Origin of the sequence: uncultured Pseudomonas sp. (assembly GCF_913777995.1) — a bacterium.
Lineage (GTDB): Bacteria > Pseudomonadota > Gammaproteobacteria > Pseudomonadales > Pseudomonadaceae > Aquipseudomonas.
In genome coordinates, this window is record NZ_CAJYVE010000010.1 from 348,493 (window position 1) to 373,863 (window position 25,371).

Genomic DNA, 25,371 nt, shown 5'->3' on the forward strand with positions numbered 1-25,371 from the left:
CAGTCGTCCGATAAGAAAACGGCTGACCACGAAGGCCCGGAATGTTAGCGTGCTACGCATTCAACCGCTCGAGAGTGACCGCACAATGAAAAAAACCGTACTCGCCTTCAGCCGTGTCAATCCGCAAATGGCCGAACGCCTGGCGCAGGACTTCAATGTGATCATCCCCGACCCGAAACAGGGGGATATCGCGGCGCAGTTCAACGAAGCGCTGCCCGAGGTCCATGGCCTGATCGGCGCCGGACGCAAGCTGGGCCGCGAGCAACTGGCCGACGCGAAGAATCTGCAGGTGGTGTCGAGCATTTCGGTGGGCTACGACAACTACGACGTGGACTACCTCACCGAGCGTGGCATCCTGCTCACCAACACCCCGGACGTCCTGACCGAGAGTACTGCCGACCTGGGCTTCGCGCTGATCATGAGCAGCGCCCGCCGGGTCGCCGAGCTGGACGCCTACACCAAGGCCGGCCACTGGACACGCAGCATCGAGCCGCCGCATTTCGGCACCGATGTGCATGGCAAGACCCTGGGTATCGTCGGCATGGGCAACATCGGTGCCGCCGTGGCCCGTCGCGGCCGCCTGGGCTTCAACATGCCGATCCTGTACAGCGGCAACAGCCGCAAGACCGCCCTGGAGCAGGAACTGGGCGCGCAGTTCAGAACGCTTGATCAACTGCTCGCCGAAGCCGACTTCGTTTGCCTGGTGGTGCCGCTGAGTGACAAGACCCGCCACCTGATCGGCCGCCGCGAACTGGCGCTGATGAAGAAGAGTGCCATCTTGGTGAACATCTCGCGTGGCCCGGTGGTCGACGAGCCGGCACTGATCGAGGCGTTGCAGAACGGTACCCTGCGCGGCGCCGGCCTGGACGTCTACGAGAAGGAACCGCTGGCCGAGTCGCCACTGTTCCAGCTCAGCAATGCCGTGACCCTGCCGCATATCGGTTCGGCGACCACCGAGACCCGCCAGGCGATGGCCGACCTGGCCTGCCAGAACCTGCGCAGCGCCCTGCTCGGCGAGCGTCCGCAGAACCTGGTCAACCCGCAGGCCTGGAAGGCCTGATCAGGCCAGTTTGCCCGCCGCCGTGGCCACCACGGCGCGCGGCTTGCGAAACACCAGCACGTTACCCGCCATCACCAGCGCCAGGCCGGCCAGTGCCGGCAGCGTCCACTGGTAGCCTTCGGCATAGGCCGAAATGTTCAGCGCCACCACCGGGAACAGCACCGTGCAATAGGCGGCACGTTCCGCGCCCATACGCCCGACCAGGGTCAGGTAGGCGGTGAAGGCAATCACCGAACCCGGAATCACCAGGTACAGCAGCGAGCCGACATAGCGCGTCGTCCACTCGAAATGCAGCGGTACGCCACTGACCAGGCAATACAGACTCAACAGCACAGCGCCGTAGAGCATGCCCCAGGCATTGGTGGTCAGCGGCTTGAGGCCGGCCTTCTGTTGCAGGGTCGAGAGCATGTTGCCCGCCGAGAAGCACAGCGTGCCAAGCAAGGCCAGGCCCAGCCCCAGCAGGGTCTCCTGGCTGGCGGGATGACCGACCAGCTCGGGCCAGAACAGGCAGGCCAGCCCGGTCAGGCCCAGGGCCGCTCCGGTGAGCACGTTGCGGGCGATGCGCTGGCCGAAGAACAGCCGGGCATTGAGGGCATTCCACAGCGTCGAGGTGGAGAACACCACCGCGATGAGGCCGCTGGGAATCCACTGGCTGGCGGTGTAGAAGCATATGAAGTTCAGGCAGAACAGGCACAGGCCCTGGGCCAGGCAGATCCACTGCCCGCGCCGGTCGACCGCTTGCAGGCGCCCGCTGAACAGCAGCACGACGAACAGCAGCAGCGCCGCCAGGCCGAAGCGATAGGCGATCGACAGGGCAATGGCCACCTCGCCCAATTGCAGTTTCAGGGCGATCCAGGTGGTGCCCCAGATCAGCACGGTGAGCAGGTAAAGCGAGAGGTTCATGATGTGGCTCCTGTGTGAGCCTGGATTCTCTGCACGGCAGGCCCGGGCCGCTTGCACAATCTTGCGCATTTAGCGGTTGCCCCGCTGGCAAGCGCCGCCATGCGGAGTAGGATGAAGGGCCTCAAGGAGTTGCCATGTCGCTCGATAGCATCCAGGTCTTCCAGTCGCTCAACAGTTCGCCCCATGCCCATCTGGAGCAGAGCGCGCGGCTGGGTGACGGCCTGAACGCCGCGCTATGGAGCAACCACCATGACATCCGCGAGTATCACGCGCCTGACCATCACACGCTGTCGTGCTACATCGCCGACGGCACCGGCACCTTCCGTCGTGACCGCCCGGACCAGAAGGGCTCGCCCGGCAAGCTCTGTGTGCTGCCGGCCGGCCATGAGTCGGCATGGGTGATCAATGGCCGCATTCGTCTGGCGCACCTGTATATCAGCCCCGAGCAGTTCGCCCTGGGTTGCGTGACCCTCTTGGACCGCGAGCCCCGCACCCTGCAGCTGCAGGAAAACACCTTTCTCGACGATGCCTGCCAGGCCGACAACTTCAGGCGCCTGATAGGCCTGAACTGGCATGAACCCGGCGAACGCCTGCTGACCAGCAGCCTGGCCCACGACATGCTCAGCCATGCGCTGCTGACCCAGGTCGGCCTGCGCGATGGCCTGCGCCTGAAGGGCGGCCTGGCGCCGCACCTGTGCAAGCGGCTGGTGGACTTCATCGAAACACATCTGGACGAAGGCTTGAGCCTGGGGCAACTGGCCGAACTCTGCGCGCTGTCGGAATACCACTTCGCACGGATGTTTCGCAGCAGCTTCGGCATGCCGCCGCACCGCTACGTGCTGCAACGCCGCCTGCAACGGGCCAGGCACCTGCTGCGCGAATCCGCCGTGCCGCTGGGTGACGTCGCCCTGGCCTGTGGTTTCGCCAGCGCCAGCCACTTCACCAATCGCTTCCGCCAGGCCATGGGCGCGACACCGGGGGAATACCGGCAGGCGTTTGCCTGAGCCTCCTACCCGGCCTGACTGACCCGTATTGGTTTTAGCCGCGAAAAGCCAGCAACAAGGTCCTAACCGCCCCAGACGATGTAGCTTTGCAGGGCCACGACAGGGCTGGCCAGCAGGCCAACGAGCGCCAGGCGTACCACCCAGCGTGGCTGGTACGGCATGAGGAACACCAGCAACACACCGCTGCCCATCAATACCGCTGCCCACTCCACCAGCCCCATGGTCACGCCACGGGTAGCGACAGCGCCGCACAGCGATAGCGCCAACAGCAACCAGCCCGCGCTGCGCAGCAAGAGGCAGCGTCGAGTACCCGGCTTGCCACCCAACAGGTCGGCGTAGTGGCGCTCCATCGACAGGCATAGGGCGGTGAAGCCGCTGTAGCACAGCAGCGCGGGCAATAGCATCAGTGAAGCTCCCTGGCAGCCGCCGCCGCGACAGTCGCTTGCCGGTGCTGCGCGCGTGGTGCCGATACCGGCGGGCGCTGACGGAATTTCCAGGCCAGCCAGCCCAGCAACAGGCCGGTCGCCAGGGCCGCCAGGTCGAAGCCGGGCAATACCCAGTCGCCGCGTTGCCAGGCTGCCAACAGGTAAGGCCCGGCGCTGAACAGGTCCAGCAAAGGCAGGCAGGCGAATAGCACGGCGCCAAGTCCCAGTTGCTCACGCCAGGCCGCCCGGCCGTCACGCAACAGGGCATGCAGCAACGCCAGGGCCCAGATCAGGAAGAACACCTTGACCTCCCAAGCGGCTCGCCCGGCCATGCCCACCGGCAACAGGCGATTGGCCCAGAACAGCGCCGCTACGCCCAGCAGCAGGCCGGCCATGCTGGCGATGTTGAGCACCTGCACCAGCCGCAGCTCGAAAGGCAGCACCCCCGTCTTGGCATGTCTGGCGGCGCGCTTGCCCAGCCACATCACCAGCCCGCTACCGATCATGGCGGTACCGCCGAGGCCGAACACGAAGTACAGCCAACGCAGCGGGGTGCCGGCGAAGTGCCCCATGTGCAGGTCCCAGAAGCCCTCGGTGATCACCGAAGGCGCGCCCCGCACCGGCTCCGTGTCGCCCAGCAACAGGCCGCTGGTGGCGTCGAACCTCAGGGTGTCGCCGTCACGACGCACCACGCGGTCGTGGCCATCGCGATACAGCAACGCCGTGGCACTGGCATCGCCCGGGTTGTTGACCACGATGCGCTCGATACGGTTAGCCCCCCAGCGGGCATCGGCCAGCGGTACCAGCGCCTCGAGGCGTGCCAGCGGCACCGCGACGCCCTTGGCCGGCGGCTGGGCGAAACCGGGATACACCTCGTCGTAGAAAGCCCGGGTGTCGCTGCCGTAGTGGGCGATGATGCTCGCCGGCATGACCATCGAGGCGAAGAACAGCAGGCTGCTGTAGGTGATCATCAGATGGAACGGCAAGATCAGCACGCCCAGGGCGTTATGCCCGTCCAGCCAGGAACGCTGGCCCTTGCCGGGACGGAAAGTGAAGAACTCCTTGAACAGTTTCTTGTGCACGATGATGCCGGTGACCAGGGCGATGAACATCACCATCGCGGCGATGCTGGTCAGCCAGCGTCCCCACGGGTACGGCACTTCAAGCTGATAGTGAAAGTTATAGAAAAAGTCCCCGCCTCGGGTTTCCCGCGCCTGGACGGGCGCACCGCTCTGCGCGTCGACAAGGGTTCGCTCGACGCGCCCCCGCTGGCCGGGGGCGGCGGCACCGATGCTGAGCAGCTGCATGCCGGGCGTGCGCGCGTCGGGCAGGTTGATGATCCAGCGCGCTGCACTCGGTGCATGGCCCTGCAGGTAGTCCTGCGCCACCTGGACGCTACGCGCGCTGTCCAGCGGATGGGAAGCCAGTTCCGGTGTCATCCATTGGGTGATCTCGGCGCGGAAATACGACAGCGTGCCGGTAAGGAAGATGGCGAACAGCAGCCAGCCGAAGACCAGCCCCAGCCAGGTGTGCAGCCACGCCATGGCCTGGCGCAGGCCCTCCCTCATGACAGCCAGCGTCCTGCTGCCCAGACCACCGCCAACACCGCGCAGCCCAGCGCGACACCAGTCCAGGCGCGCCATGCCGTGCGGCAGGCGAAGCAGCCGATGAATACCCCCAGGTAAGCCAGGAACGACAGCATCATGCCGGCCATCACGGCTTCGCCACGCGGCAGCGGCAGCCATTGGCTGACGCACACACTGAACAGCGAAGCGAACAGGTAGCCGCCCAGGCTAGCGACGATGAAGCGCGAAGCCACGGCCAGCCGATAGGTCGTGGAAGGGCCGGTTTTCTCGGGCCTGGTACGGCGCGCACTCGCCATGGGTACAGGGTGGATCAGAGTGTCGTCCATCAGGAGACTCGCGGCCGGTAACAGGAGGCGAGGCCGGGCAGAGCGGCGTGCCAAAACGCAGCGATAATAATGATAAATATTCTCAAAAGCAAAGACGCCGGATGGCGCCCTTACGGCCTGCGCCGCAGCCTCATGCCCCGCTCGTTGATCGCGACAAATTGGCGGCTGGGTATTCCAGAACGGGTTTCACCGCCTGACAGGCCGTTCTTCTTCCCCCGTTATTTGAGTATGGAAGTTGCAACCTGACTCGCACATAACGGACGCGCGAAGTCTGTTCTTTCACGAATCTTTCACTCGGGCTTTACACGCCAACTACATGGGCACTTGGTAAGCGATGGTTAATCCCCACAGGCCTGCAAACTTCAGTGACATTCTGACGCACAGAAGCCACTTTCGGCGAAGCCGGGTTAGGGGCAAAACGTCTGGAAATGATGACGAAAATCAAGGGATTCGCGGCCAATTTCGCACCCGAAAAAAACGCCCGGGCCTTTGCTGCCAAATATTTCTTCAAGCCAAGGGCTTGAAATAAAAAACAAATGGCGCCAACACTGTAATCGAGCGCGGACATGCAGTGACTGAATGCTCAGACGCCGAACGAGCCGCCTCGCTTCAAGCACGAGTTAGCCCTAGTAAGGATCGACTATGCAAATCCAGGTCAACAGCGATAACCACATCGAAAGCAGTATCCGACTGGAGAATTGGGTTCGTTCTACCCTCGAAAGCACACTCGAACGCTACGACGATTACATCACCCGCGTGGAAGTCCATCTGCGCGACGAAAACGGCGACAAAGCCGGCCCCAACGACATTCGCTGCCAGATGGAGGCACGCCCCAAGGGCCATCAACCGATTTCCGTGACCCACAAGGCCGACACACTGGACTTGGCGGTGGACGGCGCAGCCAGCAAGCTGGACCACGCCCTGGAACACCTGATCGGCAAATTGCGAGACAAGCAGCGCCACGCGCAGACCACCGCGCCCTTCGATCCTGAAAACGCCGATGCGCTGCTGCAGGAAGAGTTTCTCGAGAACGAGCAGGCCAAGGAAGCCGAGCGGCTGTCCTGACCCCTCCCCCGTCACCGCAAAGCGGGCCTGTAACGGCCCGCTTTTTTTGTGCCCGGATTTTTATCCGCGAAGTGGCCTGATGCGTGCATGGATGGGAACGACGGCATGGCTGAGGAGATCGGCAAACGGCCGGACAGGGACGACCGCTTATCCGCCACTGAGAACCAAAAGGATTAATGGCCGGTCAACTTATGCAGAACCCATGAGCAGGTACCGACAATGGATAATTCTGACAATCCTTTTCAGATGATCACTGATACGTTCGCCCCGGAGTATCGGGTGAACCTCAGCATTCAGGGACTGGATGGCAGCATCATGCTCACGTTGTCCAATGAAACCGGTGTGGTCGCCAAGCGCCTGATCAGCCCGGAACAGCGCAACGAACCCAAACGGCTGCGGCGCCTGATCGAAAGCGTGCAGTTCGGCATTGCCATAGAGCAAGGCCACAGCGCCGTGACACTGCTCGAAGCGATGACCGACCAGGATCGGCTCAAACAGCTCGCCGCGCCAGCCAGCCGTCGCCTGCCACAAGGCAACCGCGTAGGCATGGCGATGTGAAACTCTCGCCTGGCAGCATGCCCCATAAAAAAGCCCGGTGCTCCAACACCGGGCTTTGCGCATCTGCAGGGGCCACCGACAGCGGGCATCACTTCTCGGTGAGGTTATCCCCGACATACTCGCCACTGGCATCGATGGCCTTGCTCGACGGAAAGCGATACGAGGCATAACGCACCGCCAGCACCGACAGCGCCAGGAAGAAGATGCCGCCACACAGGTACAGCAAGCCGATGTCCGGCGCCTTGTGATGCGAGACATCACCGATCAGGTAGCGCGTCAGTGCGGTGATGGCGATGTACAGCAGGAAGCGGATCGGCAGGTGGTTGGTCTTGAAGTAGATCCCCACCATGGCGCCCAGCTCCAGATAGATGAACAGCAGCAGGATGTCATCGACGCTGGCCTGGCCCTTGTCGATCATGCCCGTAAAGGCCATGACCGACGCCCAGGCGGTGACGGCTCCGATGGCGAACAGCCCCAGGTAATGAAAGCCCTCGACCAGCAGGTTGCCGATGGAGTTGGCACCGTCGTGCATGCGTTTACGGCCGTTGTCCGCCCATTTCATCTTGCGTGTCCTCGAATTCCCAACCCGTTGTGGGCGCAGGCTTTTTAAAGCAGGATCAAGGCCATATCCAGCATCGGCGCTGTGGCCAGTTGTCGCAAGGGCGGTCCTGGCGTGAAAAGAAATTCACGTGCCACTATCCAGATACGCTGCCAATGGCTTATGCTGAACACTGTATATAAATACAGTTAACCCTATTTCTTTCTGGAAGGCTCGTGAGGTGGTGAATGGCCGTCGAAGTGGTATACCGCAGCAGCCGAGATCTGGAGCGCCTGTTCATGGATAAAGCCGAAGCTGATCGTCATGACAAGATGCTCGAACTCGCTGAACTGCTGGCAACAGTGTTGGGCAAGGCGGTTCCGTCGCTGAGCGAAGACCAGGTCGAAGAAGCCGGTATCTATATGGCGAAGAACCGCGACGTGTTCGCCCGCGCCTTCAAGAGCCAGCCAGACGCCCTGAACGAATTGCTCAATGATGCCGAAGCCGAATGACGATTTGGCGACGCCAGGGGAATGAGGGCATTGCAGACCCGTCAGCGGAGCGAACGCCGCCGACGGGTTTCCTGCATGGGGCTATTCAGCCTGCTCCAGGGCCTGCACCAGCGCCTTGAAGAATCTCGCGGCTTCCCCACCGGTCACCGCACGGTGATCGAAGGACAGCGACAACGGCAGAATCGGGTGGATCACCACTTCGCCGTCGACGGCCACCGGCTCCTGGCGAATGCCGCCAGCACCGAGAATAGCCACCTGGGGCGGGACCACCACCGGGTTGGCATAGCGGCCGAACAGGGTGCCGAAGTTCGACAGGGTGATGGTCGCGCCCATCATTTCCTGTGGCGGAATGGACCGCGCCTTCACGTCGGCACGCAAGCGGCTCAGCCCTTCCTTCAGGTCCTGCGCCTCGCGGTTACCCACGTCACGCAGCACCGGCACGAACAGCCCGTCCGGGGTATCCACCGCAATCCCCAGGTCGAGCCGCTCATGCTGGCGGATCGAAAGTGACTTTCCATCGAACCAGCTGTTGAGCACCGGCTCGACCTTGCAGGCCTCGGCCATGGCCTTGCCCAGGCGAATCAGCGGGTCCCGGGCTTCGGCCCAACGGTGCAGGTCGGCATCGGCATACAGGGTCACCGGCACCACCTCGGCATGCGAGCGCGCCATGTTGATCGCCATGCTGCGGCGCACGCCGCGCAGCTTCTGGCCACCGAAGCGATCACGCTCGGCCTGCGCGGCGCGCTCGACATCCGCGCGAGTAATCAACCCATCGTTGCCGCTGCCCTCCAGGCCATTGAGTTCCACCCCCAGTTGCCGGGCCAGCTGGCGGACCGCTGGCGTAGCGCGGGTCGCCAGGTGTTCGCGGGTCGAGGGTGCGGCACCGACGAAGAACTGGTCTTCCAGGCTGCCACCGCCTTCGAGCTTGCCCACCACCGTACCGTTGTCTCCATCGCCGTCGAAGGCCACCAACGGCTCACCGACATGCAGAATGTCGCCGTCCCCCCCGAACAGCTTGGTGATCACCCCGTCATAGGGCGCCGGAATGTCCACCAAGGCCTTGGCGGTTTCCACCGAGACCAACAACTGATCGGCTTTGACGCTGTCGCCGACCTTGACGTGCCACTGCACCACTTCCGCTTCCTGCAGTCCTTCGCCCAGATCGGGCAGTTTGAAGAATTTCATCGCAAGCCTCCTCGGGTCTCAGGCGTATTCCAGTGCGCTATCGCAGGCGTGGAGAATGTCTTCCACACCGGGCATGTACAGCTGTTCCAGGCGGTACAGCGGCGGCGGAATGTCCGGCGCCGTGACGCGCTGGATCGGCGCATGCAGGTCCAGCAGCGCACGTTCGTAGAGGCTGGCGGCGATTTCCGCCCCTACCCCGCAGGAACGTGGCGCTTCATGGACGATCACGCAGCGCCCGGTCTTGCGTACCGAGGCTTCCAGAGTGTCGAGATCGAGGGGTTTGACGCAGGCGACATCGATGACTTCCGCCGACACGCAGCGCTCGGCCAGGGCCTGCGCCGCCTGCAGGGTTTCATGCACGCTGGCGCCCCAACTGATCAGGGTGATGTCGCTGCCTTCGCGCAGGGTGAAGCAGGTGTCCAGCGGCAGGCGCTTGCCGTCATCGACCAGCGGTTGCGGATTCATGCGGTAGAGCCGGGTGGGTTCGAGGAAGATCACCGGGTCGGGATCATCGATGGCCGCCAGCAGCAGGCCATAGGCGCGCGCTGGGGACGACGGGATGACCACGCGCAGGCCGGGAATGTGCGCGAACAGCGCTTCGGTGCTTTCGCTGTGGTGCTCCGGCGCACGAATGCCGGCGCCCATCGGGCTGCGCAACACCATCGGGCAGGTCAGTCGGCCGCGGGTGCGGTTGCGCAGGCGGCTGGCATGCGACACCAGGTGTTCCATGGCCGCATAGATGAACCCCAGGAACTGGATCTCCAGCACAGGCTTCAGGCCTTGGGCAGCCATGCCCACCGCCAGGCCGCCGAGCATGGTTTCGGCCAGTGGCGAGTCGATCACCCGCTTGAAGCCAAAGCTGTCGCGCAAGCCTTGAGTGGCGCGGAACACCCCACCGTTGACCCCGACATCCTCCCCCAGTACCACGATGTTCTCGTCTTCGGCCATGGCCCGGTGTAAGGCCAGGTTGACCGCTTCGAGCAAGGTCACTTTGTCATTGTTCATGATGCTCGCCTCCCCCACGCCGTGCGACACGCTCTAGGAACCACTCTCGCTGCTCGGCCAGGGCCGCCGGCCATTGCGCATAGACATGGTCGACGGCCGACTCGGCCAGTTGCGCAGTGGTGCCCTCGTAGGCGCTCACGGCGGCCTGGATCTGCGCCTGGCATTCGCTGACCAGCGCCTGCTCGCGACTTTCGTCCCAGATGCCCTGGGCAGCCATGAAAGTCTGCAGACGCTTGATCGGTTCCTCGTTCCAGGCCTGGCGCACTTCGTCGGCCGGACGATAACGGGTGGCGTCGTCGGCGGTGGTGTGGTCGCCCAGGCGATAGCTCATGCACTCCAGCAACACCGGGCCCTTGCCCTTGCGGGCACGCTCCAGCGCGACCTGCATGCGATCGTAGACCGCGAGGATGTCGTTGCCATCGACCTGTTCGCCATGAAAGCCCGCCCCCACGGCCTTCTGCGCCAGGGTCGGCGCTCCGCACTGGATGCGCCGTGGCACCGAGATCGCCCACTGGTTGTTGTTGACCACAAACACCACAGGCAGCTGCCAGGCACCGGCCACGTTGAGCGCTTCGAGGAAGTCGCCCTTGCTGGTGGCGCCATCACCACAGGTGGTGACCGCGACACGATGTTCGCCACGTACCTTGAAGGCGCTGGCCACGCCGCAGGCATGCAGGGCCTGGGTGGCGATAGGCACGCAGATCGGGAAGTCCTGCGCCGCAGCAGGCTCGGCGTAGGCACTGCCGCGCTCGTCGCCGCCCCAGTACAGCAGAATCTCGTCCATGCGCACGCCACGCATCAACTGCACGGCGGTGTCGCGGTAGTAAGGCACCAGCACGTCTTCAGCGCGCATCAGGCTGCCGAGCGCCACGCCGATGGCTTCCTGGCCAAGGGTCGGGGCGAAGGTGCCGATACGGCCGGTGCGTTGCAGGGCGACGGTTTTCTGGTCGAACAGACGGGTCAGGACCATCTGCCGATAGAGACGGGTCAGCAGGTTGAAATCATCGGCCCAACCGGGCAAGGGGGCAATCAGTTGGCCGTCGGGGGCCAGGTAGCGGGTGTACGCAAGCTCACTCTTGTTATTGGACATTGCCTACTCCAGACACGCAGGTCGTGCGTGATGATCGTGGTTCGCGGCTTGTGGCTGCATGGAACCGTCGGGCGGCACCGGGTATAGGTGCGCTAGCCGACATTCAGGAGGTGTTCTGCCAAGGCCTGGGCAATTCGCGCGGGTGAGCGCTTGTGTGCTTGAGAATGGGCATAGACCTCTGTCAATCGTAGCCCTATTCGGGAAATGTGCGCGGCGATCGTCGCGGCGCTGTCGCCGCGGTGCTGGAGAGCGACCTTGATCAGCCCGCCACAATTGATGATGTAATCCGGGGCATAGAGAATCCCGCGACGCTCCAGCTGATCGGCCATCTCCAGGCTGCTCAGCGGATTGTTGGCGGCACCGGCCACGGCGGCGCAGCGCAACTGCATCAGCGTGGCGCTGTTGAGCACCTTGCCCAGGCCGCAGGGCGCCAGGATGTCGCAAGGCGTGCCGAGCAGCGTTTCGCAGGCCACCGGGTGCGCGTTGAACGCTTGCATGGCGCGCTGCACCTTGCGATTGTCCAGGTCGCTGACCAGCAACTCGGCGCCGGCGGCATGCAGGTGCCCGGCCAAGGCATAGCCCACGTGCCCCAGTCCCTGGATGCCCACCCGCAACCCTTCCAGATTGTCACTGCCCAGGCGTGCCATGGCAGTCGCCCGGATGCCGGCGAACACCCCAAGCGCGGTATGCGGTGACGGGTCCCCCTCCTCGCTGGTACTGGTGACATGCCGGGTATGCAGCGCAACGCGATCCATGTCGGCGCTGCACGTACCGCTGTCCACGGCGGTGATGTAGCGGCCCTGCAGGGTTTCCACGAAACGCCCGAACGCCTCGAACAGCGCGGCGCGATCAGGCTGGTGCACCGGGCGCATGATCACCGCCTTGCCACCGCTCAGTGGCAGGCCGGCGAGCACGGCCTTGTAGCTCATGTTCCTGGCCAGCTGGATGGCGTCTTCGATGGCGCTTTCTTCATCGACATAGGTGAGGTAGCGACAGCCGCCCAGCGCCGGGCCCATGCGCGCATGGTGAATGGCGATGACGGCCCTAAGCCCCGTGCTGGGGTCGCAGGCCAGATGCAGGGTTTCGGCGCGGCTGCCATGCAGGAGAGCGAACATGGGCATACTCCTGTGCAGACTCAGTGAACGTCTTTCAAGCCGGAGTATAGGCTGCACAGTGGCCTGTACCTGACCGTTCGGGAGGAAGCAGCCGAGGCTGGACGAACACCGTCCGCAGGGTCTAAAAAAGGAGCAGCCGCGTCACGGCGTTCAGAAGGAGGACCCCATGACTCCCCGTCAACAGTGCCTGAACTGCATGCAGCGTACCCCGCCGGCAGTATTCGAGGCCGCCTTGTGGATCGCCGCCGAACACGACCCTGGCTTCCAGCCGGCGCATATCGTCGAGGCCATGGATCGCCTGCTGCGGCGTATCAGTACCGCGCTGCCCGCAGCCCCTGCCGTCGAGCTGGCGCAGCCACTGCTGCGTGAAATGAACCACCTGGGCTTCCAGCGTGACGAATGGAATCCGCCCAAGGCGGAGTCGGCCATGCTGCACCGGGTGCTCGAACGCCAGCGCGGCCAGCCCCTGAGCCTGGCGCTGCTCGCCATGGAGCTGGCCAGGCGCCTGGAGATCCCCCTCGAAGGCGTCAACTTTCCCGGGCATTTCCTGCTCCGGGTGCCCGGCGCTGACCATGTACTGGACCCGTGCAACGGTCGCCGCCTGTACCCCAAGGACTGCCGTGAACTGCTGGTGCGCCAGTACGGCCCGGACATGCCGCTACGTGCCGAACACATGGTCCGCGCCAGCCCACTGAGCCTGGTGCAGCGCCTGTCGCGCAACCTGCGCCACCTGCACCAGATCAACGGCGATTTCCTCGCCGCCCTACAGGATGCCAACCGGATCATCGAACTGGGCGACGCCACCGGCAGCGACTACATGGCCCGCGCCAGCCTCTACCAGACGCTGGAGTGCCCCCAGGCCGAACGCTTCGACCTGGAACATGCGCTGCTGCTCAGCGAAGACCCCCTGCAGCGCCTGCGGCTGACCGAACGGCTCGGCCAGTTGCCAACCAACCGACTGCATTGACCGGGCCTCAGGGCAGCTTGGGGGTTGGCGTGGGAGCGCGCTTGCCGTTGCGCTCCTGGGCCTTGATCTTGAGCATCTCGTAACTGTCACCGGACTCGGCGAAGGCCTGCAGGTTCTGCATCACGTGAATGGTACGCACGTAGTCCGGCAGCAGTGTCTCGGCGTAGCGATCGCCCCACTGGGTCCTTTCCTTCATCTGCGCGATACGGTTGGCGAGAAATTCCAGCGCGTTGATCGGCTGCTCGACGTTCAACACCTTGCCCTGTGCGTCGAACTCCGCCCCGGTGCGGCTCATCAGGTCGGCGGTCAGGTTGTCGATGAAGCCCAGCTTGAACAGCAGCATGCCCGCCTCGCCCAGCGCCTTGGGGCTGATGTGCGCAGGATTGAAGCCCTTGAACAGCGGTTTGAGCCTCTGTTTTTCCATTTCCAGCGCATTGAGGGCCAGGGCGTTCTGGCCGATCTCGCTGAGCACTTGCTGGGCCTGCATGGACGTTGGCGCGGCCGCTTCTTTCCTGGCCGGCAGGGCTTTGATGGTGAAGGGCGGTAAATCCCCCCAGATGGATTTGGCCATGATCGAACTCCAAGTAGCGAAGGCAGTTATCGAACTATCGGTCGGCCGGACTAATTTGCTGAGTCGCTGAAGAGTTTTCGGAACGGGATGACACGCCTGCCGGAAAACGCTCCTTATTAGGTTGCAGGCGTTTTGCAAATCTGCTGCACAGGTTCAACACCCCACGAAAAACCGCGACAATTTCACCACCCAAAGCCACCGAGATTATTCCTACCTTAGTTTCGGATCCGGGACTACATGCTGCAAAACGAAAATATGTTTAAAAATTAAAAGTGCTGAATGAATTCAAGCAACGCGTTGATCGTCAGCACGATAAAAGAAAGGACTCTTTGCCTGAAAGGGCATAAATAGATATGAAGAACACGACATGAAAAAGATTATCTTCGCCACTTTGGCACTCACCTCGCCCCTGACAATGGCCGAGGATCATTCGATCACCAAGGTCTCCAAGCCAGGCCAAGTCAACATCGTCAAGGATGGCGTCGGCCTGGCTTTCTTCAACCTTCGTTTTGGAGATTTTCCGAAAGCGTCGATAGGTAAGGAAAAGCATCTGAAGAAAATTGAATGGCACACTACCTCCTATCCAGATAATGCCCAAGAACATGTAGAACTTTGCTATTACCCGCACGGCAGCCTCAAGCAAGAGCATTGCACGCCCATTAACCCCGGATCGACAGGCGAGACAGACCTTTTCAACATCTACAAGTTTGAAAGTTACTCGTACGCCGTCATCAAACACCGAATAAATGGAGGTAGCCAGCCTGGGCGCGCCAGCGATCAAGACCGCGTCACTTTCTATTACAGCTACTAATTAATATTAAAAAACTTTGATGTCGGGCCTCACCTAGCGAGGCCCTTCCACAACGACAAGAGTGGGTTCATCATGATCAGCGACATCACAACATTGCGCGTAAGTCCTCTGTCCACTCCAGCCATGACTTCCTCGAAAGAAGCCTACGCTGCAGGCATCGAATTAATAGAGCCGCAATCATCAGACCGGCTTTCACTCATGGCCCAGCATTTAAGCAGGGCCGCTTCCAGCTCATGGGCTTGTCAACCCGCCCCGTCGCTCCAGCAGGCCAGGCTCGAATCGGCCCGCCTGCTGGCCCCCCTGACCGACGACGTCTATCAACAGAACAAGGCCACCCATGACGCCGAGACACCGGCGACCCAGGATGGAGAATGGCTAAGCCGCACGCGCCAGGCCACAGATTTTCTCGAAGGCAGGGCCAGCGATCCCTTTCAGGGCCTGTCCCAACCACAACTGGCGCTGGTGGCATGGGACGACAGCCAGACCTTCACCATCAATGAGCGCCGAGCCGCCTGGTTGACACTCAAGAGCATGCAGAACGTGCAGCAGCACCGCTTCGCCGCCGATGCTCAGCAGGAACTGGCGAGCACCGGCAGGGTGGAGAACACCCTCAAACAGGCTCTCACGCATTACCGGCAGTTGTCGGCGATGGAGCAGGCCCAGCTCCCGGAGGGCTATATCGAGCGGCTTGAAAAGGCCCTAGCCCGCGCTGCGGGTTCGGAAGGTGCCCAGCGCGCACGGCTGGATACCCCAGCCCTGATCCAGGAACTATTCCTGTCGCGCAGTGGCGTAGCGGTTGCAGCCGCAGTCGAAGACGATACCTTGAACGTTCCGCGTACCAAAGACACCCAGGGTTACCGCACGCTGGTCGAGCGGCTGTATGGGAAATTCGAACATCCGCTGATCGAGCCATCGCAGCGGCGCAGCTTAGTGAACATGGGCCGGGGTCTATATGATTTCCTGACTCAGGAAGATCGTTTTCTGCTGGCACAGATGTATGACTATTCGCAGGGGCAAGGGGCAGATCTGCGTTACGTCGACAAATTAGCCTACGAACTCGGGGGCTATCGAGAATTGGACGATGGTCGTGTGATGCTGAACCTGAACGCTCATAAACAGCGCGACCAAGAGGGATTCCGCCTTTCGTACGACTTCACCCCTGAAAATGCAGAGATCATCAACCGTATCCGTAGCAGCGAAGCGTTCAAGACGACACTTCTGGATACCCGCTTTCTGGAATTCGCTTTCGACCCCGGCTTTCGTCCCTTCAGCAACGGCAGCGACAAGCGCTTCCTGGAGCAGATGGTCACACGCTTTTCGGCCCAAGGCGGTAAGGACTATGCTCTGGACGCCCGCTTCGCGCACTACGATCACGACCCCAAGACCAAAGACAAGATCGTGCACCGCTCAAGCCATGCCGAACGGTCACCACGTTGGGAGCCTATGTTCGTCAGCACCAAAGACGGCTGGGCCATTACCGCCAAGGGCAAGGCCGCCGGCTTCGGGCTGGACCCGGTGAGCGGCGGGCTGGTGATTCACACACCAAGCGCCATGCCTGCACCGAAGACGGACGAGAACATGGCAGGCTGGGTGCAGCAGCGTGTCAAAAAAGCCAGCCTGCTGCACCCTTTCATGATGATGGTGGCCAAGTACAAGGCCCAAGGGCGGGTCCGCAGGCCGTAAGCGCTACGAGCCATTCACGGCAGGATCTGCCTGCCCGGATGGCTCAGGCCAGCCGTTGCATCCACTGCGCCAGCCAAGGCTCGGCGTCGGTGTCGGGCGTGACGGTTTCGCTGGCATCCAGGCGCAGCATGTCCTGCAGCTCATTGATGCCCAGTTCGCCGAACAGCTCGCGCAGTTGCTCGCCGCCGCCGCAGAAGGTGTCGTCGTAGCTGCTGTCACCCAGAGCAATGACCCCGCCCGGCAAGCCGCGCAGCGCCGCAGGCAATTCGTCGCGCAGCTGGTAGAACAGCGGCTGCAGGTTATCGGGCAGCTCGCCCATGCCGGTGCTCGACGTGACGCCCAGCAAGGCCTGGGGGGCGAAGGCCAGCAGTTCGGCCTGGGTCAGACGGATGTTGCAGAGCACCTCGTGGCCTGCATGGCGCAGCAAACCGCTGGCGTGGCGGGCAACGTCTTCCGCCGCACCGAAGACAGAACCGCAAAGAATGGCAATTTTCATAACTTGTCCCATGGCCCGGTAAAAATTCGGGCATTATGCTCCATTGCGCTTGCAGGCTCGTCAACTCGGGATGAAATGACGAGACGTAGGCGCCAACGAGTGCGCCACGCTGAACCAAACCGACCAGCGGTCAGAACTCGACCGGGAATTTATGGTCACTTTCAGTAATTACGGACCGGTCCGAGCCCAGATGTCTGCCATGCAAGCTGACTCCCTACTTACCCAGGACGAACTGGATTTCATCCTGGACATGCAGCACAACCCCAAACTCAACGTGCGTGACAACACGCAGCAGATGAGCGTGAACGGGGGTGAGCGCATCCAGCGGTTGCTGGCGCGTCTGGCTGCGCATGAGCAGGTGACCATCCAGGCGCAATTCAACAATCAGCAGATGACCTTCCCGTTGCAACTGGTGGAAGACGAATTCCATGCCCAGCATCTGGAACTGGGCACTCCCAGCATCTATGAAGACGGCCCGCAGGTTCGCCCTTGGCGCCTTGCCCTGCCCGCCCCCGTGCCACTGGAAAACTTGCGTGGCGCCCGCACGGCCCTCTGGGTTCATGACATCTCCTTCAAGGGTGTCCTGCTGGAATATCGCCGCCCCGGCACTCCGCCACAGCGATTCTCGGCCTGGCTGCGCCCTGCCGGAAGAAAGTCCATCGCCCTGCGCGGGCGCTTCGAGCGCCTGACCGACCAGGGCCTGGCGGCCTACCGGTTGAGCCAGAATGACCCGCTCGAAGCCGAGAACCTGCGCCAGTACCTGCTCGACGAGCACCGCAAGGCCAACCCCTCGCTTTACGCCTGACCCCTTTGGCGCGCCTGCACGACGCCAGGCGGTCGGATTATCTGGACTGTTCGCAGTTTTCAGGAATAATCCTTGCTTGCTTCATCAGCTGAAGCAGCCGCGGCACCACCACCCCCGGTGCCGTGCCCTGCGGGCATCCTTATCCAGGAGGCCTGTGCACCGCTTGGAGATACACAATGTCTACCGCACCTGTCACCTTGATGGTGGCTCGCCGTGTCACCCACGGCCGCTACCAGGACCTTATCGCCTGGCTGCATGAAGGCGAACGGCTGGCCACCGACTTTCCCGGCTACCTGGGCTCTGGCGTACTTGCACCGCCCCCAGGAGACGACGAATTCCAGATGATCTTCCGCTTTCGCGACGCCGAAACCCTGCACGCCTGGGAGCATTCGGCCTCAAGACGCGCCTGGCTGGTGCGTGGCAGCGGGCTGTTCGACTGCCCCTCCGAACACCGGGTCAACGGCACGGCCGGCTGGTTCGGCACCACCGACATGCGCCCCGCGCGCTGGAAGCAGTCCATCGCCATCTGGCTGGCGTTCTTTCCCGTTTCGCTGCTGTTCAACTACCTGCTGGAGCCGGTGCTCGGCCAACTCGAGCTGGTTCCGCGAATCCTGTTCAGCACGCTGATTCTCACACCGCTGATGGTCTATCTGTTCATCCCGCTGTCCACCCGCTTGCTGGCGAACTGGCTCAGAGGTGACCCGACACCCACTGCCGCCAAGGCAAAATCCTCCTCCGCGCGCTAACAACGCGCCACGTGGCCGGCCTCAAGCCCGACGGATGAGCCGGCCACCTTCCCACAAGGTTGTACAACCTTGGCCGTTGGTATAACTTTGCCAGTTACTACAGCTCCACAAGCCGTTTCCTCCACGCCTGCGAACAGACCTTTCTGGTCTGACGCGCGATTGATCGTGAGCCGTCGATGGTATCCAGCAATGCACCGATATTGATCACCGGTGCCAGCCAGCGGGTCGGCCTGCACTGTGCGCAGCGCCTGCTTGAAGAAGGCCAGCCCGTGATCGTCAGCTATCGCACCCTGCGCCCCGGCGTGGAGCAGCTGCGTGCTGCCGGTGCAGTAGCCCTGCAGGCGGACTTTTCGTCCGAGGCAGGCATCCTGGCGTTCATCGACGAACTCCGGCAGCACACGGCAAGCCTGCGCGCCATCGTCCACAATGCGTCGGAATGGCTCGCCGAAACACCCGGCGACGAAGCCGAAGTGTTCACCCGGATGTTCAGCATCCACATGCTGGCGCCCTACCTGATCAACCTGCACGGTGCCGAACTGCTGCAGCGCAGCCCGCAGGCGGACATCGTCCACATCAGTGACGACGTGACCCGCAAGGGCAGCAGCAAGCACATTGCGTACTGCGCCAGCAAGGCTGGCCTGGAAAGCCTGACCCTGTCGTTCGCCGCACGCCTGGCGCCACAGGTCAAGGTCAATGGCATCGCCCCGGCGCTGGTGATGTTCCAGCCCGGTGACGACGCGGACTACCGCGCCAGGACCCTGGCCAAATCGGCGCTGGGCATCGAGCCCGGCCCCGAGGTCGTCTACCAGAGCCTGCGCTACCTGCTCGACACCCCTTATGTAACCGGCACAACCTTGACCGTAAACGGCGGACGGCACCTAAAGTAGGCCGCCCCGAGGACCTGATGATGAGCGAACCCCTGTCACAGCAATACCGAGACATTCTCATTGGCCTGGGTGAAAACCCGGAGCGTGAAGGTCTGCTGGATACCCCGAAACGTGCCGCCAAAGCCATGCAGTACCTCTGCCACGGCTACGCGCAGAGCCTGGATGAGATCGTCAACGGCGCACTGTTCGCTTCCGACAACGACGAGATGGTGATCGTCAAGGACATCGAACTCTACTCGCTGTGCGAGCATCACCTGCTGCCGTTCATTGGCAAGGCCCATGTGGCCTACATCCCCACCGGCAAGGTGCTGGGTCTGTCGAAGATCGCCCGCGTGGTGGACATGTTCGCCCGCCGCCTGCAGATCCAGGAAAACCTAACGCGGCAAATCGCCGAGGCGATCCAGAGCGTCACCCAGGCTGCCGGCGTGGCAGTAGTCATCGAAGCGCAGCACATGTGCATGATGATGCGCGGCGTCGAGAAACAGAACTCGCTGATGAACACCTCGGTAATGCTCGGCGCCTTCCGCGAATCGAGCACCACGCGCATGGAGTTCATGCAACTGATCGGACGGAGCAAGGGCTGATGGCCAAACTTGAACCCGGTACTGCACGCATCAGGGTCAAAGACCTGCGCCTGCGGACCTTCATCGGCATCAACGAAGATGAAATCCTCAACAAGCAGGACGTGCTGATCAACCTGACGATCTGCTACCCGGCGCAAGAGGCAGTGCGTGACAACGACATCGATCACGCCCTCAACTACCGCACCATCACCAAGGCGATCATCCAGCACGTGGAGGGCAACCGCTTCGCCCTGCTCGAACGCCTGACCCAGGAGGTCCTGGACCTGGTGATGAGCTACCAGGCTGTCACCTACGCCGAAGTCGAGGTCGACAAACCCCATGCCCTGCGGTTTGCCGAGTCGGTTTCGATCACCCTGGCCGGCCACCGCTGATATCATCGCGGGCCGTTTATGGAGCCTCTCATGACCGAGCAACAACGCCTCGAACTCGAAGCCGCCGCCTTCCGCCGCCTGGTCGCGCACCTGGACAGCCGCAAGGACGTCCAGAACATCGACCTGATGAACCTGTCCGGCTTCTGCCGCAACTGCCTGTCCAAGTGGTACAAGGCCGCCGCCGACGAGCGCAGCATCGACATCAGCCTCGATGACGCCCGTGAAGTGGTCTACGGCATGCCCTACGCCGACTGGAAGTCGCTCTACCAGAAAGAAGCCAATGCCGAGCAGCTAGCGGCCTTCGCCAAGGAACCCAAGCATGACTGATCTGAACACCCTGCGCGCCAGCCTGCGCAGCGGCCAACACGCGTTCGCCGATACCCTGGCCTTCATCGCCGAAGGTTACGACTATCAGCCCCAGGCCTTCCGTAACGGCGAGGTGGAAAACGCCGCCGGCCAGAACGAAGGCTCCTGCAAGACCCTGGGCCTGGCCCTGCTCGAAGGCCTGAGCGACGAAGAAGCCCTGCTGGCCTTCGGTGAGCACTACCGCTCGGTGCAAGCCACTCCCGAGGGCAGTGACCACGCCAATATCCGTGCGCTGATCGCCCATGGCCTGGCCGGAGTGAAATTCGCCACTCAACCCCTGACCCGCAAGGCCTGATACCTCAGGCTGTCTCGCAGGCACAAAAAAACCGGCTCTGAGCCGGTTTTTTTGCGCCACAGCCGCGACTCAGAACGAGGCGTTGGCCAGGCCGTCCAGGTAGCGCTCCACGTCCAGGGCAGCCATGCAGCCGGCGCCAGCGGAAGTGATCGCCTGGCGGTAAACGTGGTCTGCCACGTCGCCGGCGGCGAACACGCCTTCGACGTTGGTGGCGGTGGCGTTGCCTTCACGGCCGCCGTGCACCACCAGGTAGCCGTCCTTGAGGTTCAGCTGACCTTCGAACAGCGACGTGTTCGGCGTGTGGCCAATGGCGATGAACACACCATCGACCTTCAGCTCATCGAAGCTGCCGTCGTTGTTCTTCAGGCGCGCACCGGTCACGCCCATGTCATCACCCAGCACTTCGTCCAGGGTGGCATTGAGCTTGAGTTCGATCTTGCCTTCGGCAACACGGGCATGCAGCTTGTCGATGAGGATCTTCTCGGCGCGGAAGGTATCGCGACGGTGTACCAGGGTCACCTTGCTGGCGATGTTGGCCAGGTACAGGGCTTCTTCCACGGCGGTGTTGCCGCCGCCAACCACGGCCACTGGCTTGTTGCGATAGAAGAAACCGTCGCAGGTCGCGCAGGCCGAAACACCCTTGCCCATGAAAGCCTCTTCCGAAGGCAGGCCCAGGTAGCGGGCGCTGGCGCCGGTGGCGATGATCAGTGCGTCGCAGGTGTAGGTGCCGCTGTCGCCCTTGAGGCTGAACGGTTTGCCGGCCAGGTCCACGGAGTTGATGTGGTCGAAGACGATCTCGGTTTCGAAGCGCTCGGCGTGCTCACGCATCCGCTCCATCAGCGCAGGACCGGTCAGCCCGTGCGGATCGCCAGGCCAGTTGTCCACCTCGGTGGTGGTGGTCAGCTGACCACCCGCCTGCATGCCGGTGATCAGCAGAGGGTTGAGGTTGGCACGGGCGGCGTAGACCGCCGCACTGTAACCGGCAGGGCCGGAGCCGAGAATAATCACTCGGGAATGGCGTACATCGGACATGACACACTCCTGGCGACCGGCCAATCACGCGGGGGTCGCAACGTTTCGAAAATGACGGCCGATGCACAGGTGCAGCGGCCCGGAATTCGGTTGGCCACGGCGAGCGCCGTGGCCTGGCAGCCTTACAGGCTGGTGGCGTTGGACGCCAGGTAATCGGCGACGCCCTTGGCATCGGCCTTCATGCCTTTCTGGCCTGGACGCCAGCCGGCTGGGCAGACTTCGCCGTGCTCTTCGGTGAACTGCAGCGCTTCGACCAGACGCACCATCTCGTCGACGTCACGACCCAGTGGCAGGTTGTTGACCACCTGGTGCTGTACCACACCGGATTTGTCGATCAGGAACGAAGCACGCAGCGCTACGCCAGCATCGTGTTCGATGCCGTAGGCGCGGGTGATTTCGTGCTTGACGTCGGCGACCATGGTGAACTCGACTTCGCCGATGCCGCCCTTCTCGACCGGGGTGCTGCGCCAGGCGTGGTGGGTGAACTGCGAGTCGATGGAAACGCCGACCACTTCAACGCCCAGCTCACGGAAGCGGGCCATGCGGTTGTTGTGGGCGATGATTTCCGAAGGGCACACGAAGGTGAAATCCAGCGGCCAGAAGAACAGCACCACGTATTTGCCGCGCAGCGAAGACAGCTTGAAGCTGTCGACGATGGAACCGTCGCCGAGTACGGCTGCTGCATCAAAATCAGGGGCCTGTTTGTTTACCAGTACGCTCATGAATGGACTCCAGTCAGAAATGGAAAGGATAGGTGAGGAAAAGGATCGCCAGCCTATCCGGGGAGGGCAGATTAAGGAAATTTCGTTTCACAATCCACCTCATAGACTGCACCTATTCAGAAAAGCTCCAGAGCCACTACTCTACGCCAGCGCCGATTGTCACGCGACCGCCTCCCAGTCCGACATGCTCTTGTTTAACAGCACCGTGCTGGGTCCTGGCTGGGGGAAGCGGCCTTGGCCGCAATACAGTTCAGACCGGGGGAGCGAGCTTGCTCACGAAGAGACCGGCGAAGCCCATGCACCTGCCGTGAACGTGACAAAGCTTTAGCGAGCAAGCTCCAACGTTCTAACAGACCGGCATGCTCTTTAACCGCCCCGGCAAAGCCGGTAAGGTCGGCTCGTCTCTTTCATCGGAAGCTGCCATGCCGACACACGCCCTCTCAGGCCCGCAATACCTCTCCGAAGGCCTGAAACTGATCCTCAGCCCAGGCCTGCGCCTGTTCGTGCTGCTGCCCCTGAGCATCAACCTGCTGCTGTTCGCTGGCCTGGTGTACCTGGCGGTGCACCAGTTCGGCCTGTGGGTCGACACTTTCATGCCGACCCTGCCGCACTGGCTGAGTTTCCTCAGCTACATCCTCTGGCCGCTGTTCGTGCTGCTGGTGCTGCTGATGGTGTTCTTCACCTTCACCATGCTGGCCAACGTCATCGCCGCGCCCTTCAACGGCTTTCTGTCGGAAAAGGTCGAAGCCGTAGTGCGCGGCGTCGATACCTCGCCCCCTTTCAGCTGGGGCGAACTGCTGGCGATGATCCCGCGCACCCTCAGCCGCGAGGCCCGCAAGCTGGGCTACATGCTGCCCCGGGTGATCGGCCTGTTCATCCTGTCGTTCATCCCGGTGGTCAACCTGGTGGCCACGCCGCTGTGGCTGTTGTTCGGCGTATGGATGATGGCCATCCAGTACATCGACTACCCCGCCGACAACCACAAGATGAGCTGGCAGGACATGCTCGCCTGGCTGCGCAGCAAACGCTGGGCCTGCCTGAGCTTCGGCGGCTGCGTGTACGCCGCGCTGCTGATTCCGTTCGTGAATATCCTGATGATGCCGGCGGCAGTGGCGGGCGCGACATTGTTCTGGGTGAGGGAGCGTACTGAAGGAGAAATTCTCCAGCAGCGCACCTGACGACGCAGGAACCGCTCGAGCGTCCAAGCGCTGAAGCCAGTCCAGTATTGAAATGCTGCCTTCAGCGCTTCAACAGTTACATCCAAACAAGAAAGCGGCAACCGATGACCTGACTGGCAAAAGCTTGCCGTCATCATCACCAACATCTCTTGTAAGACTCTTCCGAAAAGACTAATTACAAAACCGAATCTTGACACTTCATCACACTTTTCAAATTCGCTCTTTTACCTGGCACCGACCTTGCTCATGCTGTGAAACTCATTTCAAGTAAATGAAGCCCGAGGCCTTGAGTGCGCCTCAGCACCCACACTATGAAAATCGGAAAGGCGCCATGACCACAGACGATACTACGCTGCTGCCCAACGTCACCTGCTTGGGACCTCGCGCAAAAAAGCCGACTGTCGCAAAGACAGGTATTCCAACCTCCCCATTTGCCAACCTTTTGCAGGCGGCAGAAGGAAAATATAAAACCGCTGAGACCGACAGCACTCGCGGCAGTGCACAACGCCAATGGCTGATGGAAAAAGCCAACCGAAGCCCCCAGGAGGCCGCTGAACTCGCGCATGGGTATGCCTATCACTCGCTGAACGGTCAGGGTATCGACCTGACCGATTATCCGGTCATTCGCTACTGCGCGACTGGAGAAATCGTCACGGACGAGTCCAGCAGTGGGTTCGAGTCGTACTTTAAACACATGCAACTGCAGCGCTCGGCGCTCTACGAATCAGAACTTCTGAAAGGCACACCGCCCGCGCAGATTCTGGAAAAAATTCTCGACTTCAATGACTCACAGCCAAAACGGTTTCGTGACATGGCTAACTGGTGAGCCGCGCAAGCGCTACCAGTTGACGGTCAGTTGAGCCTGTTGACCGGCTACAGGCACCAAGCCGGAGGGCGACATTCTGATGGTGAAGTAGAGCGGCTGCCTGGCCGGACGTCCTGCGAAGAAACGGGTAGAACCTGAACGCAGGCGAGACACATCCAGGCAGTGGCCCACCTCAATACAAAGGCTGACCTGCAAATAGTTCGGCCAACCTACGACATTCCAGGTCCAACTGACGTCAGAAATAACAGCCCCGGCCGCGGGTCGTGCCATAACGGGAACAACCGCCTTATACAAATACCCTTTTGAGTGAACCGTCGGCAATATTACCGAGGCGCTGTAATTGGCCGCCTGCGCAGAACTTAGGCTTCCTAGCATCAAAAAACTCAAAATCGAGACCAAGCCAATCCACTTCGACCTTCTAGGATCAAATCTCATTCAAAACTTTCCAAAATAACAAGTCAGGACAAAACATCTGAAAATACAGACATTCATCTATGTTCAAGCCATTAAACTTGAGCCACCGACGTTATTCAGAAAGTTACTTCTATCAACACCCAAATGAGGGAATTCGTAGATCTCAGAAGTTTCTTACGAACACCTCGGAACCAAACGGGCAGCCTCATTACAAAAAGCCCATAGTTCCAGCCCGCGCAAGCATC

32 protein-coding genes are annotated in these 25,371 nt (G+C 61.9%); 17 read left to right on the forward strand and 15 right to left on the reverse strand.

The window, feature by feature from the left end; genetic code table 11:
- The first annotated feature begins 85 nt into the window (after positions 1-85).
- On the forward strand, positions 86-1,060 hold the full coding sequence (locus tag QZ497_RS04360; RefSeq protein WP_295471386.1) for a D-glycerate dehydrogenase: 975 nt from the start codon (positions 86-88) through the stop codon (positions 1,058-1,060).
- Here the strand turns inward: QZ497_RS04360 and QZ497_RS04365 are convergent, their stop codons facing one another.
- Complete coding sequence (locus tag QZ497_RS04365; protein ID WP_295471388.1) at positions 1,061-1,963, reverse strand: DMT family transporter; 903 nt, start codon at positions 1,961-1,963, stop codon at positions 1,061-1,063.
- A gap of 134 nt (positions 1,964-2,097) precedes the next feature.
- On the opposite strand from QZ497_RS04365, the gene QZ497_RS04370 reads away from it, so the two are divergent.
- Positions 2,098-2,967, forward strand: a complete 870-nt coding sequence (locus QZ497_RS04370) for an AraC family transcriptional regulator (RefSeq protein ID WP_295471390.1) — start codon at positions 2,098-2,100, stop codon at positions 2,965-2,967.
- Positions 2,968-3,029: 62 nt separating this feature from the next.
- On the opposite strand, the gene QZ497_RS04375 is transcribed toward QZ497_RS04370, so the two are convergent.
- From QZ497_RS04375 to QZ497_RS04390, 4 genes are all read right to left on the reverse strand, one after another.
- Positions 3,030-3,371 (reverse strand): DUF3325 domain-containing protein, encoded by a 342-nt coding sequence (locus QZ497_RS04375; RefSeq protein ID WP_295471392.1) that lies wholly within the window; start codon positions 3,369-3,371, stop codon positions 3,030-3,032.
- The gene (locus tag QZ497_RS04380; RefSeq protein ID WP_295471394.1) at positions 3,371-4,960 is read right to left on the reverse strand and encodes a PepSY domain-containing protein; all 1,590 of its coding nucleotides are present in this window, start codon (positions 4,958-4,960) and stop codon (positions 3,371-3,373) included. The genes QZ497_RS04375 and QZ497_RS04380 overlap by 1 nt, the downstream gene beginning before the upstream one ends.
- On the reverse strand, positions 4,957-5,274 hold the full coding sequence (locus QZ497_RS04385; protein ID WP_295471583.1) for a DUF3649 domain-containing protein: 318 nt from the start codon (positions 5,272-5,274) through the stop codon (positions 4,957-4,959). Before QZ497_RS04385 ends, QZ497_RS04380 begins: the two co-directional genes overlap by 4 nt.
- A 331-nt stretch (positions 5,275-5,605) precedes the next feature.
- On the reverse strand, positions 5,606-5,872 hold the full coding sequence (locus tag QZ497_RS04390; RefSeq protein WP_295471396.1) for a hypothetical protein: 267 nt from the start codon (positions 5,870-5,872) through the stop codon (positions 5,606-5,608).
- 74 nt (positions 5,873-5,946) lie between these two features.
- Here QZ497_RS04390 and QZ497_RS04395 point away from each other — a divergent pair, with 74 nt between their 5' ends.
- Together QZ497_RS04395 and QZ497_RS04400 are read left to right on the forward strand one after the other, a co-directional pair.
- Complete coding sequence (locus QZ497_RS04395; RefSeq protein ID WP_295471398.1) at positions 5,947-6,369, forward strand: HPF/RaiA family ribosome-associated protein; 423 nt, start codon at positions 5,947-5,949, stop codon at positions 6,367-6,369.
- Positions 6,370-6,588: 219 nt separating this feature from the next.
- A complete protein-coding gene (locus QZ497_RS04400; RefSeq protein ID WP_295471400.1) occupies positions 6,589-6,927 on the forward strand; it encodes a DUF3509 domain-containing protein in 339 nt (112 codons plus the stop codon).
- Between the two features lie 88 nt (positions 6,928-7,015).
- Here QZ497_RS04400 and QZ497_RS04405 read toward each other — a convergent pair whose 3' ends face one another.
- Positions 7,016-7,489, reverse strand: coding sequence for a phosphate-starvation-inducible PsiE family protein (locus tag QZ497_RS04405; RefSeq protein ID WP_295471402.1), 474 nt, complete (start codon positions 7,487-7,489; stop codon positions 7,016-7,018).
- A gap of 224 nt (positions 7,490-7,713) precedes the next feature.
- Between QZ497_RS04405 and QZ497_RS04410 the strand changes: the two genes are divergently transcribed.
- The gene (locus tag QZ497_RS04410; protein WP_295471403.1) at positions 7,714-7,977 is read left to right on the forward strand and encodes a YebG family protein; all 264 of its coding nucleotides are present in this window, start codon (positions 7,714-7,716) and stop codon (positions 7,975-7,977) included.
- 81 nt (positions 7,978-8,058) lie between these two features.
- Here QZ497_RS04410 and QZ497_RS04415 read toward each other — a convergent pair whose 3' ends face one another.
- The 4 genes from QZ497_RS04415 to QZ497_RS04430 form a co-directional block, all read right to left on the reverse strand.
- Positions 8,059-9,162: a dihydrolipoamide acetyltransferase family protein gene (locus QZ497_RS04415; RefSeq protein WP_295471405.1), complete on the reverse strand. Its 1,104-nt coding sequence runs from the start codon at positions 9,160-9,162 to the stop codon at positions 8,059-8,061.
- A gap of 18 nt (positions 9,163-9,180) precedes the next feature.
- Positions 9,181-10,167, reverse strand: coding sequence for an alpha-ketoacid dehydrogenase subunit beta (locus QZ497_RS04420; RefSeq protein ID WP_295471406.1), 987 nt, complete (start codon positions 10,165-10,167; stop codon positions 9,181-9,183).
- Positions 10,157-11,257 carry a pyruvate dehydrogenase (acetyl-transferring) E1 component subunit alpha gene (gene pdhA / locus QZ497_RS04425; RefSeq protein ID WP_295471408.1) on the reverse strand — a complete coding sequence of 367 codons (1,101 nt, stop codon included), beginning with the start codon at positions 11,255-11,257 and terminating at the stop codon, positions 10,157-10,159. Before pdhA ends, QZ497_RS04420 begins: the two co-directional genes overlap by 11 nt.
- Before the next feature lie 92 nt (positions 11,258-11,349).
- Entirely contained in the window at positions 11,350-12,372 is a 1,023-nt protein-coding gene (locus tag QZ497_RS04430; protein ID WP_295471410.1) for a Glu/Leu/Phe/Val dehydrogenase dimerization domain-containing protein, read from the reverse strand.
- Positions 12,373-12,538: 166 nt separating this feature from the next.
- Between QZ497_RS04430 and QZ497_RS04435 the strand changes: the two genes are divergently transcribed.
- Positions 12,539-13,339 (forward strand): transglutaminase family protein, encoded by an 801-nt coding sequence (locus QZ497_RS04435; RefSeq protein ID WP_295471412.1) that lies wholly within the window; start codon positions 12,539-12,541, stop codon positions 13,337-13,339.
- A 7-nt stretch (positions 13,340-13,346) separates the two neighbouring features.
- On the opposite strand, the gene QZ497_RS04440 is transcribed toward QZ497_RS04435, so the two are convergent.
- Positions 13,347-13,910 (reverse strand): hypothetical protein, encoded by a 564-nt coding sequence (locus tag QZ497_RS04440; RefSeq protein ID WP_295471414.1) that lies wholly within the window; start codon positions 13,908-13,910, stop codon positions 13,347-13,349.
- 367 nt (positions 13,911-14,277) lie between these two features.
- On the opposite strand from QZ497_RS04440, the gene QZ497_RS04445 reads away from it, so the two are divergent.
- Positions 14,278-14,721 carry a hypothetical protein gene (locus QZ497_RS04445; RefSeq protein ID WP_295471416.1) on the forward strand — a complete coding sequence of 148 codons (444 nt, stop codon included), beginning with the start codon at positions 14,278-14,280 and terminating at the stop codon, positions 14,719-14,721.
- A 72-nt stretch (positions 14,722-14,793) separates the two neighbouring features.
- Positions 14,794-16,404, forward strand: coding sequence for a hypothetical protein (locus QZ497_RS04450; RefSeq protein WP_295471418.1), 1,611 nt, complete (start codon positions 14,794-14,796; stop codon positions 16,402-16,404).
- A 43-nt stretch (positions 16,405-16,447) separates the two neighbouring features.
- Here the strand turns inward: QZ497_RS04450 and QZ497_RS04455 are convergent, their stop codons facing one another.
- The gene (locus QZ497_RS04455) at positions 16,448-16,900 is read right to left on the reverse strand and encodes a flavodoxin (protein ID WP_295471420.1); all 453 of its coding nucleotides are present in this window, start codon (positions 16,898-16,900) and stop codon (positions 16,448-16,450) included.
- 199 nt (positions 16,901-17,099) lie between these two features.
- Between QZ497_RS04455 and QZ497_RS04460 the strand changes: the two genes are divergently transcribed.
- From QZ497_RS04460 to QZ497_RS04490, 7 genes are all read left to right on the forward strand, one after another.
- Positions 17,100-17,705: a hypothetical protein gene (locus tag QZ497_RS04460; RefSeq protein WP_295471422.1), complete on the forward strand. Its 606-nt coding sequence runs from the start codon at positions 17,100-17,102 to the stop codon at positions 17,703-17,705.
- A 176-nt stretch (positions 17,706-17,881) separates the two neighbouring features.
- Positions 17,882-18,451 (forward strand): antibiotic biosynthesis monooxygenase, encoded by a 570-nt coding sequence (locus QZ497_RS04465; protein WP_295471424.1) that lies wholly within the window; start codon positions 17,882-17,884, stop codon positions 18,449-18,451.
- 176 nt (positions 18,452-18,627) lie between these two features.
- Entirely contained in the window at positions 18,628-19,338 is a 711-nt protein-coding gene (gene folM, locus QZ497_RS04470; protein ID WP_295471426.1) for a dihydromonapterin reductase, read from the forward strand.
- A 20-nt stretch (positions 19,339-19,358) separates the two neighbouring features.
- Positions 19,359-19,922, forward strand: coding sequence for a GTP cyclohydrolase I FolE (gene folE / locus QZ497_RS04475; protein WP_295471428.1), 564 nt, complete (start codon positions 19,359-19,361; stop codon positions 19,920-19,922).
- Positions 19,922-20,293, forward strand: coding sequence for a dihydroneopterin triphosphate 2'-epimerase (folX, locus tag QZ497_RS04480; protein WP_295471430.1), 372 nt, complete (start codon positions 19,922-19,924; stop codon positions 20,291-20,293). The genes folE and folX overlap by 1 nt, the downstream gene beginning before the upstream one ends.
- Positions 20,294-20,323: 30 nt before the next feature.
- A complete protein-coding gene (locus QZ497_RS04485; protein ID WP_295471432.1) occupies positions 20,324-20,620 on the forward strand; it encodes a DUF1244 domain-containing protein in 297 nt (98 codons plus the stop codon).
- Complete coding sequence (locus QZ497_RS04490) at positions 20,613-20,954, forward strand: HopJ type III effector protein (RefSeq protein ID WP_295471434.1); 342 nt, start codon at positions 20,613-20,615, stop codon at positions 20,952-20,954. The genes QZ497_RS04485 and QZ497_RS04490 overlap by 8 nt, the downstream gene beginning before the upstream one ends.
- A 69-nt stretch (positions 20,955-21,023) precedes the next feature.
- Here QZ497_RS04490 and trxB read toward each other — a convergent pair whose 3' ends face one another.
- A complete protein-coding gene (gene trxB, locus QZ497_RS04495) occupies positions 21,024-21,986 on the reverse strand; it encodes a thioredoxin-disulfide reductase (protein ID WP_295471436.1) in 963 nt (320 codons plus the stop codon).
- 122 nt (positions 21,987-22,108) lie between these two features.
- Positions 22,109-22,708, reverse strand: a complete 600-nt coding sequence (locus tag QZ497_RS04500) for a peroxiredoxin (protein WP_295471438.1) — start codon at positions 22,706-22,708, stop codon at positions 22,109-22,111.
- A 422-nt stretch (positions 22,709-23,130) separates the two neighbouring features.
- Here QZ497_RS04500 and cysZ point away from each other — a divergent pair, with 422 nt between their 5' ends.
- Positions 23,131-23,886 (forward strand): sulfate transporter CysZ, encoded by a 756-nt coding sequence (gene cysZ, locus QZ497_RS04505; protein ID WP_295471440.1) that lies wholly within the window; start codon positions 23,131-23,133, stop codon positions 23,884-23,886.
- Between the two features lie 331 nt (positions 23,887-24,217).
- A complete protein-coding gene (locus tag QZ497_RS04510; protein ID WP_295471442.1) occupies positions 24,218-24,712 on the forward strand; it encodes a hypothetical protein in 495 nt (164 codons plus the stop codon).
- A 12-nt stretch (positions 24,713-24,724) separates the two neighbouring features.
- Here the strand turns inward: QZ497_RS04510 and QZ497_RS21850 are convergent, their stop codons facing one another.
- Complete coding sequence (locus QZ497_RS21850) at positions 24,725-25,147, reverse strand: flagellar protein FlhE (RefSeq protein ID WP_365354963.1); 423 nt, start codon at positions 25,145-25,147, stop codon at positions 24,725-24,727.
- Between the last annotated feature and the right edge of the window lie 224 nt (positions 25,148-25,371).

Bases quoted from the DNA above. Each gene is read 5' to 3' on its own strand.
- QZ497_RS04395 (WP_295471398.1), top strand. From the start codon at position 5,947: ATGCAAATCCAGGTCAACAGCGATAACCACATCGAAAGCAGTATCCGA.
- folX (WP_295471430.1), top strand. From the start codon at position 19,922: ATGGCCAAACTTGAACCCGGTACTGCACGCATCAGGGTCAAAGACCTG.
- QZ497_RS04375 (WP_295471392.1), bottom strand. From the start codon at position 3,371: ATGCTATTGCCCGCGCTGCTGTGCTACAGCGGCTTCACCGCCCTATGC.
- QZ497_RS04500 (WP_295471438.1), bottom strand. From the start codon at position 22,708: ATGAGCGTACTGGTAAACAAACAGGCCCCTGATTTTGATGCAGCAGCC.
- QZ497_RS04465 (WP_295471424.1), top strand. From the start codon at position 17,882: ATGTCTACCGCACCTGTCACCTTGATGGTGGCTCGCCGTGTCACCCAC.
- folE (WP_295471428.1), top strand. From the start codon at position 19,359: ATGAGCGAACCCCTGTCACAGCAATACCGAGACATTCTCATTGGCCTG.
- QZ497_RS04410 (WP_295471403.1), top strand. From the start codon at position 7,714: ATGGCCGTCGAAGTGGTATACCGCAGCAGCCGAGATCTGGAGCGCCTG.
- folM (WP_295471426.1), top strand. From the start codon at position 18,628: ATGGTATCCAGCAATGCACCGATATTGATCACCGGTGCCAGCCAGCGG.
- QZ497_RS04485 (WP_295471432.1), top strand. From the start codon at position 20,324: ATGACCGAGCAACAACGCCTCGAACTCGAAGCCGCCGCCTTCCGCCGC.
- QZ497_RS04430 (WP_295471410.1), bottom strand. From the start codon at position 12,372: ATGTTCGCTCTCCTGCATGGCAGCCGCGCCGAAACCCTGCATCTGGCC.
- QZ497_RS04415 (WP_295471405.1), bottom strand. From the start codon at position 9,162: ATGAAATTCTTCAAACTGCCCGATCTGGGCGAAGGACTGCAGGAAGCG.
- QZ497_RS04450 (WP_295471418.1), top strand. From the start codon at position 14,794: ATGATCAGCGACATCACAACATTGCGCGTAAGTCCTCTGTCCACTCCA.
- QZ497_RS04455 (WP_295471420.1), bottom strand. From the start codon at position 16,900: ATGAAAATTGCCATTCTTTGCGGTTCTGTCTTCGGTGCGGCGGAAGAC.
- QZ497_RS04370 (WP_295471390.1), top strand. From the start codon at position 2,098: ATGTCGCTCGATAGCATCCAGGTCTTCCAGTCGCTCAACAGTTCGCCC.
- QZ497_RS04385 (WP_295471583.1), bottom strand. From the start codon at position 5,274: ATGGCGAGTGCGCGCCGTACCAGGCCCGAGAAAACCGGCCCTTCCACG.
- QZ497_RS04490 (WP_295471434.1), top strand. From the start codon at position 20,613: ATGACTGATCTGAACACCCTGCGCGCCAGCCTGCGCAGCGGCCAACAC.
- QZ497_RS04435 (WP_295471412.1), top strand. From the start codon at position 12,539: ATGACTCCCCGTCAACAGTGCCTGAACTGCATGCAGCGTACCCCGCCG.
- QZ497_RS04420 (WP_295471406.1), bottom strand. From the start codon at position 10,167: ATGAACAATGACAAAGTGACCTTGCTCGAAGCGGTCAACCTGGCCTTA.
- pdhA (WP_295471408.1), bottom strand. From the start codon at position 11,257: ATGTCCAATAACAAGAGTGAGCTTGCGTACACCCGCTACCTGGCCCCC.
- trxB (WP_295471436.1), bottom strand. From the start codon at position 21,986: ATGTCCGATGTACGCCATTCCCGAGTGATTATTCTCGGCTCCGGCCCT.
- QZ497_RS04445 (WP_295471416.1), top strand. From the start codon at position 14,278: ATGAAAAAGATTATCTTCGCCACTTTGGCACTCACCTCGCCCCTGACA.
- QZ497_RS04380 (WP_295471394.1), bottom strand. From the start codon at position 4,960: ATGAGGGAGGGCCTGCGCCAGGCCATGGCGTGGCTGCACACCTGGCTG.
- QZ497_RS21850 (WP_365354963.1), bottom strand. From the start codon at position 25,147: ATGAGATTTGATCCTAGAAGGTCGAAGTGGATTGGCTTGGTCTCGATT.
- cysZ (WP_295471440.1), top strand. From the start codon at position 23,131: ATGCCGACACACGCCCTCTCAGGCCCGCAATACCTCTCCGAAGGCCTG.
- QZ497_RS04365 (WP_295471388.1), bottom strand. From the start codon at position 1,963: ATGAACCTCTCGCTTTACCTGCTCACCGTGCTGATCTGGGGCACCACC.
- QZ497_RS04400 (WP_295471400.1), top strand. From the start codon at position 6,589: ATGGATAATTCTGACAATCCTTTTCAGATGATCACTGATACGTTCGCC.
- QZ497_RS04510 (WP_295471442.1), top strand. From the start codon at position 24,218: ATGACCACAGACGATACTACGCTGCTGCCCAACGTCACCTGCTTGGGA.
- QZ497_RS04440 (WP_295471414.1), bottom strand. From the start codon at position 13,910: ATGGCCAAATCCATCTGGGGGGATTTACCGCCCTTCACCATCAAAGCC.
- QZ497_RS04390 (WP_295471396.1), bottom strand. From the start codon at position 5,872: ATGTCCGCGCTCGATTACAGTGTTGGCGCCATTTGTTTTTTATTTCAA.
- QZ497_RS04460 (WP_295471422.1), top strand. From the start codon at position 17,100: ATGCAAGCTGACTCCCTACTTACCCAGGACGAACTGGATTTCATCCTG.
- QZ497_RS04360 (WP_295471386.1), top strand. From the start codon at position 86: ATGAAAAAAACCGTACTCGCCTTCAGCCGTGTCAATCCGCAAATGGCC.
- QZ497_RS04405 (WP_295471402.1), bottom strand. From the start codon at position 7,489: ATGAAATGGGCGGACAACGGCCGTAAACGCATGCACGACGGTGCCAAC.